Origin of the sequence: Marivita sp. (assembly GCF_017643905.1) — a bacterium.
Classification (GTDB): Bacteria; Pseudomonadota; Alphaproteobacteria; order Rhodobacterales; family Rhodobacteraceae; genus Marivita.
This window is the reverse complement of sequence record NZ_JAEPMO010000161.1, coordinates 1-9,302: the sequence shown is the minus strand read 5'-3', so window position 1 is coordinate 9,302 and position 9,302 is coordinate 1. Positions and strand designations below refer to the sequence as shown.

The following is a 9,302-nucleotide window of genomic DNA, read 5'->3' as shown; positions in this document are numbered from 1 at the left end:
ATTACTCAGGACAACATGGGCGAATTCACCAAACCGGTGTTCTAAACCCTATCATCATGGTTGCGGGACATGTTCATACCGTGTCCCGCACAATTTCAAACATAAATACAAGACTATTAGGGAGGCACGCATGGGACGTGTGTCTGATCGCGTATGCATCGTGACAGGTGCGGGCCGGGGTATTGGCCGCGCCATTGGCGAGGCGCTTCTGGCCGAAGGGGCAAAAGTCTGTTTTGCCGACATCAACGGCGAAGCGGTGCGCGCCGTTGCCGAGGCAGCTAACGACCAGTGCCATGTGGGTCGAGCGACTTGGGCACAGGTGGATGTCACCAAGCGTGAGCAAGTGCGCGCCATGATCGCCCATACGGTTGAAACCTTTGGCCGCCTGGATGTGAAATTCAACAACGCCGGTGTCAACAAGCCGATGAACTTCATGGACGTGACCGAGGACAACTGGCATTTCATCATGGACGTCAATGGGTTGGGCTGCATGATCGGCATGCAGGAAGCTGCGCGACAGATGATTGCGCAAGGTAGCGGCGGCAAGATCGTCAACACCGCCTCGATCGCCAGTCGTCAAGGCTTTGACAATGTCGCACCCTATTGCGCGTCAAAATTCGCCGTGGTCGCACTGACCCAATCCGGAGCGCGGGATTTGGCCAAGCATGATATCACTGTCACAGGCTTTGCGCCCGGAGTGGTGGCGACCGAAATGTGGGAACAGGTCGATCAGGACCTCATGGAAATCGGTGCAGCTGAACGTCCGGGACAGGCGATGGAAGAATTCTCGTCCGAGATCCTGAAGGGCCGCGTCGCTCAGCCGGGGGATATAACGGGCACCACGACGTTCCTTGCGTCGAAGGACAGCGATTATATGACCGGGCAGATCGTGATGATCGACGGTGGTATGACGCTGGTCTGATCCGCACGACCATAAGCCTGCGTTCTTTGGGAGGAGTTCATGGCCAGATTGACGAAACAACAGATCGGAACCGTTTTGGCGAAACAGGGCATCCTGATCGCCTTTGCGGTGTTCATGGTCGCCTTCACCCTCGCAAACCCAAAATTCATCAGCGTTGACAACCTGTTCAGCGTGGTGCGGTCTTCGGCCATTCTGGGCGTCATGGCTTTGGGGGTGACCTTTGTGGTGATCAGCGGCAATCTCGATCTGTCGGTTGGCTCCATGATGTCGTTCTCGACCATCGTGGTGCTGGACCTGCATGACCAGATCGGGCCAGCCCTAGCGATCCCAGCAATGTTCGCCATGACACTGTGTCTGGGGGCATTTATAGGCTTTTTGGTCGGATACCTCAGGCTCAATTCTCTGATCGTTACATTGGGCATGCTGTCGGCCATCCATGGACTGACACTGACCTATTCTGGCGGGCAGAACATGGATATCGCCGACAAAGAGGGAACCTGGTTCAGCATTTTTGGCCAAGGCTCGGCCCTCAGCATTCCGGTGCCGATCCTGATCTTTGTCGCTTTGGCAGCCTTCTTGGGCATCGTGCTTGCCAAGACACCCTTCGGGCGCAAGGTCTATGCAGTAGGCGGGAACAGCACTGCGGCGACCTTCTCGGGCATCCGGCGGGCGCGAACGGTTTTTACTTGCTATCTGATTTCCGCCTTCTGCGTGGCCACTGCCGGACTGATCCAGGCCAGCCGCTCACTTGGCTCGCAAAACACCGTTGGACAGGGGTTGGAGCTTGAAGTGCTTGCGGCCGTTATCCTTGGCGGTGCCTCGCTGCTTGGCGGCTCTGGCACGATCTTCAAGACGGTGATCGGCGTGCTGATCCTGGGTTTCATCCAGAATGGTCTGTTGCTGATCGGGCTACAATTCTACGTCCAGTTTGTCGTGACGTGGGTCATCATAATCCTTGCGGTCTGGCTGGATATTGCAGCCAAGCGCGGCAAGCTCTTGTCGTCGATCGCATAAGGAGGACGTTATGAAACCGGGGACACTCTCCAAGGCTTTGAACAGCGGAGCGATCTGGGGCTTCATCGTGCTCGAGCTGATCTTTTTCTCGATCGCGGGCGAATACCTGTCGCTGTCGGATAAGGCGTTCATGGATTGGGAAAACATGCTGCTCTTGCTCAAGCAGTCCGCCCCAATCGGGATCATCGCGATGGGCATGACCATTGTCATGATCAACGGCAATATCGACCTGTCCGTCGGCGCGACCTATGCCATCGCCGCGATCGTTCTGTTAGAAAGCATGACATGGCCGATCTTCGCAGGACTTGGCGACTTGGTCATACCGGTGGCTTGGCTGCTGGCGCTGTTGGTGGGCACTTTTCTAGGCGCATTGAACGGGTTGATCGTATGGAAGACAGGTGTTGATGCCTTCATCGTGACGCTGGGGTCTATGCTGGGGTTTCGCGGCATTGTCTTTATGTTCAATGGAGAAAACCCCACGAGCCATCTGAATTGGACGCTTGTGGATTTTGCCGAGGCCGAGTTTCTGGGCCTGGCCACAGCGTCTTGGTTCCTTCTGGCTGTCACGCTGGTGATCTGGTTCGTGATGACAAAGACGGTCCACGGTCGAAATGCTTATGCCATCGGCGACAACCGCGAAGCGGCGGTCAATGCAGGCATCCGGGTAGGGCCACATATGATGATCAATTTTGCGATCATCGGCTTTCTGGCGGCACTTTCGGCGGTGGTTTTCTACTCGGAAAGCGGGTCGGTCAATCCAAATGACGGCCAGCTGTACGAACTTTGGGTGATCACTGCAGTCGTTCTGGGTGGGACCAAGATCACCGGCGGCGCAGGCAGCGTGATCGGCACCTTTGGCGGCGTGATCGCCATCCAGCTTCTGCGCAAGGGGCTGGGCCACATTGGAGCAGACACCTCGACCGTGAACCTTGTCATCGGGTTGATCCTGATCGTGGTGCTGATCCTTGATCGTCAACTGAACGTCAAAGGCAAAGAGGAGCTGAAGGTATGACGGATCCCGTTCTGCATCTCGACAATATCGTCAAGACCTTCCCCGGCGTGCGCGCTTTGGACGGCGTCTCCTTCTCGGTCATGCCCGGCGAGGTGCACGCGTTGATGGGGGAAAATGGTGCCGGGAAATCCACCCTGATGAAGGTTCTGGGGGGCATCTATCAGCCGGATGGCGGGACGATCCATGTGGGCAAGGAACAGGTCACGATGGCCGGCCCGCTCGAGGCCAAGGCCAAGGGGATCGTGTTCATCCACCAGGAACTGAGCCTTGCCGAGGAACTCAGCGTCGCCGAGAACATCTATCTGGGCGAACTGCCGCGCAAAAGCTTTGGCCGTGTCGATTGGCGCAAGCTGACCGAGCAGACCAACACCATCCTGAAAAAACTGAATGTCGGCTTCGATGCGACAACCCGCGTGGGAGACCTTTCAATCGCCAACCAGCAGATGGTCGAGATTGCGCGGGCTCTGACAGTAGACGCCAAGGCCGTGATATTTGACGAGCCCACCGCGTCGTTGACCGATGCGGAAAAGGTCGTGCTGTTTGACGTGATTTCCGACCTGCAAAAAGAAGGCGTCGGCATCATCTACATCTCGCACCGGATGGAGGAAATTTTCAAGATCACCGACCGGATCAGCATCCTGCGAGACGGGCAATATCAGGGCACAGTGAACACCTCCGAGACCAGCGAGGAGGCCGTTACCCAGATGATGATCGGCCGCAAGCTGGATCTGAGCCGCATGGAAACGCATCACGAACTCGGCGACGTGGCACTGGAGGTGCGCGGATTAAGCTGTGGCAAGCTTTATCAAGACATCAGTTTCGAAATTCGGCGCGGCGAAGTCGTGGGCTTTTACGGGCTGGTTGGCGCAGGCAGAACCGAGATTGCCGAAACGCTGTTTGGTCTGCGTGATCCAAGCGCGGGTCAGATCCTACTGGATGGAGAAGAGGTGCGCATCACCTCGCCCAATGACGCCATCGCGCGGGGCATCAGTCTCGTACCCGAAGACCGCAAGGGGCAAGGGCTCGTGCTTGGCATGAACTGCCGGGACAACATGACCCTACCGCAGGTGCAGGATCTGACCTCTGGCCCGTTTGTCGCCGAAGGGGCCGAAGTGGCGATCTTCGACCAATATCGCGACCGGCTTGATATTCGCACCCCCGGCTGGAAACAGCTGGTCGGCAACCTGTCTGGCGGTAATCAGCAAAAGATCGTCATCGGCAAATGGCTGTCGATGCACCCAAGTGTTTTGATCGTTGATGAGCCGACACGCGGGATTGATGTGGGGTCGAAATCCGAAATCCACAAACTGCTGCGCGAACTCGCGGCACAAGGCTATGCTGTGATGGTCATCAGCTCGGAAATGCCCGAAGTGCTGCACGTGGCCGACCGGATCGTAGCGATGTATTCGGGACGGATCATGCGGACCTTCACCTCGGAAGAGGTAACAGAGGACAGTCTCATTCAGGCGATCTCCGGCCTAAGCGGGCATGAGGCCGCGTGATGCGCATTGGCTTTGCCGGACTGGGCCGCATGGGGACACCGATGGCGCGCAACATAGCGGCTGCGGGATTTGACCTGACGCTGTGGAACCGTTCTTTCGACAAGGCACAGGCTTTGGCTGCAGATCTGGGATGCGCAGTGGCCGAAAGCCCGCGCGATCTGTCGGAAGACGTGGATGTGGTTGTCACCATGCTGTCGGATGATCTGGCGTCTTTGGCGGTGCACGAAGGCCTGTTTGCCGGGGCGGCCCGGACCTATGTCGAAATGGGCACGATGAGTCCGGACCATATCCACGCGCTTAAGGCACTGGCCCCCGAAGGTGCCACAGTGATCGACGCGCCGGTCTCGGGCGCGACACAAGCGGCAAAGGATGCGCAACTTCTGATCATGGCAGGCTGCGACCAGGCAACGGCCGCGCCCTTGTCCCGCTTGTTCGAGGCCTTGGGAAAACAGACAATCTGCTTTGGCCGTCCCGGGGCAGGTGCCATCATGAAACTGGCAGTCAATTCTCTGATACACGGCATCAACCAGACATTGGCCGAAGCCATGACGCTGGCCGAGGCGGCTGGCATCGACAGCGCTTTGGCCTTTGACGTCATCGAAAACAGCGCCGCCTGCGCGCCGATGCTGAAATACCGTCGACCGCTTTATCTGGACGAGTCGGCGCAAGTCGTGACGTTCACCGTGTCACTGGCGCGCAAGGATATGGAGGTCACAGCCAAGCTTGCCGCAGCGCTTGGCACCGCCATGCCTCAGGGCCAAGTGACACTCGACACTCTGATGCAGGCCGAGGCGGCAGGCTATGGCCCACGCGACATGGCATCGATCCTGCCCTTCATGCGAAAGGAGCACCCATGAAAGCAGCCTTGTTTGTCGGCGGTTGGGAAGGCCACGCACCAATGGAGTTCGCTGATTGGTACTGCGACCTGTTGCAAGAGAACGGCGTCGAAGTGAATGTCTACGACTCACTCGAACCGCTGGAGCGTCCCGACGATCTGGCCGACCTGAGCCTGATCACTCCGATCTGGTCCTCGGCGCGGTCAGGCCATCGCGAAGAGTTTGGCAACATGACCAAAGCGCAGGAAGACGGGTTGCTCAAACTCGTCGGAAACGGCTGTGGTCTTGCCGGATGGCACGGGCATATGGGCGACGCCTTTCGTGATCGGCCGACCTATCATTTCCTGATTGGCGGGCAGTTCGTGGCCCATCCGCCGGGATGGCCGGACAATCTGCAACCCGCTGAGGATTACATTGACTACGATGTAACCATCTGCAAACCGGATGACCCTATTGTCAAAGGTATCCGCAGCTTCCGCCTGAGGTCCGAGCAATACTACATGCTGGTCGACCCTTCGAACGAGGTTCTGGCCACCACGACCTTTTCCGGTGACCATCTGTGGTGGATCGAAGGTACAGTCATCCCGGTGGTCTGGAAGCGCCGTTGGGACAAGGGCCGTGTCTTCTATTGCTCCATTGGGCATGAGCTGGACGACCTGAAGACACCACAAGTGACCGAAATCATCCGCCGTGGCGCGCTTTGGGCCGCGGCCGTCAAAAACAACTGATCTGATCGAAAGGACTTCGCCATGAAACTTTTGCGCTATGGTGCACCGGGCAAGGAAAAACCGGGCCTTCTGGATGCGGCAGGCCGCGTGCGCGACCTGTCGGGCGTGGTCGCGGATATTGGTGGAGTTGCCTTGCTCCCCGAAAGTATACTGGCCCTTCAGGAACTTGACGCCGAAAGCCTGCCATTGGTCGAAGGCACCCCGCAAGACGATTTACGCCTTGGCGCCTGTGTGGGCGATATTGGCAAATACATCTGTATCGGCTTGAACTACGCCGATCACGCAGCAGAAGCGGGCATGCCGATTCCTGAAGAGCCAATCATCTTCAACAAATGGACTTCGGCGGTCTGCGGGCCCAACGACACAATCCAGGTGCCGCGCGGCAGCGTCAAAACCGATTGGGAGGTAGAACTGGGCGTGGTGATCGGAAAGCCTGGCGTCTACATCGACGAAGCCGACGCTATGGACCATGTGGCGGGTTTCTGCGTTATCAACGACGTGTCAGAGCGCGATTTCCAGCTCAACCGCGCGGGAACCTGGGACAAGGGCAAAGGCTGCGACACGTTTGGCCCCACCGGGCCATGGCTTGTGACGAAGGACGAAGTCGCAGACATGGACGCGCTCGATATGTGGCTCGACGTGGATGGTGAGCGCATGCAGTCCGGCTCAACTGCGACGCTGATCTTTCGCATTCCGCATCTTGTGTCCTACTGCAGCCAGTTCATGAGCCTGCAATCAGGTGATGTTATCTCGACCGGTACGCCCCCCGGCGTCGGAATGGGCCAGAAACCGCCCCGCTATCTGCATGGCGGAGAAACGGTCACATTGGGCATTTCGGGGTTGGGAGAGCAAAAGAGCCGCGTTCAAAAAGCGCCGTAATGCCAGACCAAAAGCTCGTTTTGACTGAACAAAGTGGCACATGGCAGCTTTGCCAGTGCCCCATGATCTGACCTGTTGGCGTCCAAACGCGCGGTCTCGGAGCCGTCACTTTTCGGTCGACAGGTCGCTGGCAGATTGCTTCTGCGCGATTGGGACAAACGGGGCTGCGACAAGGCCAATGCCCATTGCCACAAAGCCCAGCAATGCGAGGTAGAGCAGGGCCGTCAGGCCAAGCCCGGCCAGCACACAGACCACCAGGAGGGCAAGGGTGGCAGTTGCGGCGGAGGTGGCTTCGGAAATCAGGGTCTTCATTGGGATGGTCTCCATGTTGATCGTTGTTTCGATGGAACCAACATGGGGGCTTGTGTTTACGCCCGTCTGACCGCTTCTTTACAACTCCGTAAAGTTGATGGTGACGCGTAAACCATGAGGCTTTTCCTGGGCAAGCTGCAGCCGCGCGTTGTGCCGGTCGGCAACTGCACGCACCAGCGCGAGGCCTAGGCCACTTCCGTCGCTGTTACGAGCTGCATCCAAGCGCACCATAGGCTTTATCATGTCTTCAAAATGTGACGGATCGACACCTTCGCCATCATCCGACACGCCAATGGAGGTGCCATTCGCAAACAGTGTGATCTGCGATCCACCATGAACAATTGCGTTCTGAATCAGGTTTGCCATGGCCTGGATCAGCATTTTCCGGTCGGCTTGCAAGGTGGCGGGATTGGCGACATCCAAGATGATGGTTTTTGCATTGTCTTCTACAACAGGCCCAAAAATCTCGGCCACTTCGCGTGCCAATTTACCGAGATTCAAAGTCTCGAACCCTTCGCGTCCTTGGCCCGCTTCGATCCGGGCGACACGCATGATGGTATCGAAAATGCCGGACAGGCGGGACGCTTCCTCAAGCGCCGCACTGCGTTCTTCGCCATTGGGTAAGGCTTCCAGACGTGCCTGAAGGCGTGCCAGGGGGGTCCGCAAATCGTGGGCCAAGCTGGCGCTTAGATTTCGGGTTTGGACCACCAGCCGTTCAAGTTCCGATGCGGTCGCGTCAAGCTGAAGAGCAACATCGCCAAGATCATCGGACGATCGAGAAACCCCGGTGCGGGCCTGCAAGTCGCCGGCGGCCAAATCATCAAGTGTGACCTTGATCCGCTGGAACCGCCTTTGAGCCAAAAGACCGGCCCCCAACCCGATCAAAAGCACGAAAACAAGGACAACCCCGGCGGTGCTCCAGAGCACACCACCCAACAGGTCCAGCGCGTCCTCGCTGTCATCCAGTGGCACAGCGATGAGAATTGGTGTGTTTTCGCTGTCGCTCGCGACCAAGACGCGCCAGTCGTCCGAGCGGCGGAAATCGTCATCCAGACTGACTGTTCCGCCCCCGCCACGTGCGGCCCGCGCAAAGGCCTGAGGCAGGTTGCCCAACTCGTCAAGCGGTCGGATTATCAGGGAAAATTCATCGCCGGATGCTTCGTCAACCTCGACAGTGGCAGCAAGGCTCAGAAGCTGGTCATCGACCCTGCGCAACAGGGCATCGCGGCCAAAGGCGAGCGAGGCAAAAATGGCCAGAACCATGCCAAGCGCGAATATTACGGAAAGAAGAAGCGTCAGCTGCAAGGTTGAGGAGCGCACGAGCCACCTCAATCGATTTGCAACCCTACTGGCCAAAAACATACCCTTCCCCCCGTCGGGTCCGCAGTAGTTCCTCGGCAAAGGGTTTGTCAATTTTGGCCCGAAGGCGGCTGATATGGGTCTCAACGACGCTGGTTGTGGGGTCGAAACTTATATCCCAGACCTGTTCCAACAACATCGTGCGCGTCACCAAACGTCCCGGCCTGCGCATGAAATATTCCAGCAGCTTGAACTCCTTGGCCATAAGCTCGATCGCCTTGCCCTGTCGCTCGCAGATGCGTGCCAGAAGATCGAGGCTTATATCTCCATATCGCAGTACGGTTGTTTCGCTGCCGTTTTCCTCACCGCCCGTTCGTCGCCGTCCAAGCGCATTGACGCGTGCTGAAAGCTCTATGAATGCGAAGGGCTTGGTCAGATAATCATCGCCGCCGATCTCGAACCCTTCGACACGATCCTCCACCTCCCCAAGGGCGGTCAGAAAAATCGCAGGTGTGGTGTTTTTTGAGGCGCGCAAAGATCTCAGAACGGAAAGGCCATCAAGGCTGGGCACCATGCGATCAAGGATCAACAGGTCATAGTCTTGGCCCATCGCGGCAAGCAGTGCATCCTTGCCATCTGGAAAATGGTCAATTACGTGACTGAACCGCGCCGGGTTTGCCGGAGGCTGATTTGTCTTAGTTACGCTGCCATATCTGATCTTTCCAGAGCTGCGTGGAAGTTTGCCTCTGCTTCGGCTGGTGGGATATTCCCGATGGGTTCCAGCAGGCGGCGGTTGTT

At 57.7% G+C, this 9,302-nt stretch carries 10 protein-coding genes; 7 read left to right on the top strand and 3 right to left on the bottom strand.

What is annotated here, in order from left to right:
• Positions 1–130: 130 nt before the first annotated feature.
• The 7 genes from JJ869_RS19690 to JJ869_RS19660 are packed head-to-tail and all read left to right on the top strand — an operon-like array spanning position 131 to position 6,893.
• Entirely contained in the window at positions 131–922 is a 792-nt protein-coding gene (locus JJ869_RS19690; RefSeq protein WP_292269861.1) for an SDR family oxidoreductase, read from the top strand.
• Positions 923–961: 39 nt separating this feature from the next.
• Positions 962–1,936 carry an ABC transporter permease gene (locus tag JJ869_RS19685; RefSeq protein ID WP_292269858.1) on the top strand — a complete coding sequence of 325 codons (975 nt, stop codon included), beginning with the start codon at positions 962–964 and terminating at the stop codon, positions 1,934–1,936.
• A gap of 10 nt (positions 1,937–1,946) precedes the next feature.
• Positions 1,947–2,948, top strand: coding sequence for an ABC transporter permease (locus JJ869_RS19680; RefSeq protein WP_292269857.1), 1,002 nt, complete (start codon positions 1,947–1,949; stop codon positions 2,946–2,948).
• Entirely contained in the window at positions 2,945–4,450 is a 1,506-nt protein-coding gene (locus JJ869_RS19675; RefSeq protein ID WP_292269856.1) for a sugar ABC transporter ATP-binding protein, read from the top strand. Before JJ869_RS19680 ends, JJ869_RS19675 begins: the two co-directional genes overlap by 4 nt.
• Positions 4,450–5,307: an NAD(P)-dependent oxidoreductase gene (locus JJ869_RS19670; RefSeq protein ID WP_292269854.1), complete on the top strand. Its 858-nt coding sequence runs from the start codon at positions 4,450–4,452 to the stop codon at positions 5,305–5,307. Before JJ869_RS19675 ends, JJ869_RS19670 begins: the two co-directional genes overlap by 1 nt.
• The gene (locus tag JJ869_RS19665) at positions 5,304–6,014 is read left to right on the top strand and encodes a ThuA domain-containing protein (RefSeq protein WP_292269853.1); all 711 of its coding nucleotides are present in this window, start codon (positions 5,304–5,306) and stop codon (positions 6,012–6,014) included. The genes JJ869_RS19670 and JJ869_RS19665 overlap by 4 nt, the downstream gene beginning before the upstream one ends.
• A gap of 21 nt (positions 6,015–6,035) precedes the next feature.
• The gene (locus JJ869_RS19660; protein WP_292269851.1) at positions 6,036–6,893 is read left to right on the top strand and encodes a fumarylacetoacetate hydrolase family protein; all 858 of its coding nucleotides are present in this window, start codon (positions 6,036–6,038) and stop codon (positions 6,891–6,893) included.
• A gap of 105 nt (positions 6,894–6,998) precedes the next feature.
• On the opposite strand, the gene JJ869_RS19655 is transcribed toward JJ869_RS19660, so the two are convergent.
• The 3 genes from JJ869_RS19655 to JJ869_RS19645 form a co-directional block, all read right to left on the bottom strand.
• A complete protein-coding gene (locus JJ869_RS19655) occupies positions 6,999–7,205 on the bottom strand; it encodes a hypothetical protein (protein WP_292269850.1) in 207 nt (68 codons plus the stop codon).
• A 78-nt stretch (positions 7,206–7,283) separates the two neighbouring features.
• Entirely contained in the window at positions 7,284–8,525 is a 1,242-nt protein-coding gene (locus JJ869_RS19650) for a HAMP domain-containing sensor histidine kinase (protein WP_292269848.1), read from the bottom strand.
• Positions 8,526–8,550: 25 nt separating this feature from the next.
• Positions 8,551–9,156: a response regulator transcription factor gene (locus tag JJ869_RS19645; RefSeq protein ID WP_292269863.1), complete on the bottom strand. Its 606-nt coding sequence runs from the start codon at positions 9,154–9,156 to the stop codon at positions 8,551–8,553.
• Between the last annotated feature and the right edge of the window lie 146 nt (positions 9,157–9,302).

Bases quoted from the DNA above. Each gene is read 5' to 3' on its own strand.
- JJ869_RS19690 (WP_292269861.1), top strand. From the start codon at position 131: ATGGGACGTGTGTCTGATCGCGTATGCATCGTGACAGGTGCGGGCCGG.
- JJ869_RS19685 (WP_292269858.1), top strand. From the start codon at position 962: ATGGCCAGATTGACGAAACAACAGATCGGAACCGTTTTGGCGAAACAG.
- JJ869_RS19670 (WP_292269854.1), top strand. From the start codon at position 4,450: ATGCGCATTGGCTTTGCCGGACTGGGCCGCATGGGGACACCGATGGCG.
- JJ869_RS19680 (WP_292269857.1), top strand. From the start codon at position 1,947: ATGAAACCGGGGACACTCTCCAAGGCTTTGAACAGCGGAGCGATCTGG.
- JJ869_RS19675 (WP_292269856.1), top strand. From the start codon at position 2,945: ATGACGGATCCCGTTCTGCATCTCGACAATATCGTCAAGACCTTCCCC.
- JJ869_RS19655 (WP_292269850.1), bottom strand. From the start codon at position 7,205: ATGAAGACCCTGATTTCCGAAGCCACCTCCGCCGCAACTGCCACCCTT.
- JJ869_RS19660 (WP_292269851.1), top strand. From the start codon at position 6,036: ATGAAACTTTTGCGCTATGGTGCACCGGGCAAGGAAAAACCGGGCCTT.
- JJ869_RS19665 (WP_292269853.1), top strand. From the start codon at position 5,304: ATGAAAGCAGCCTTGTTTGTCGGCGGTTGGGAAGGCCACGCACCAATG.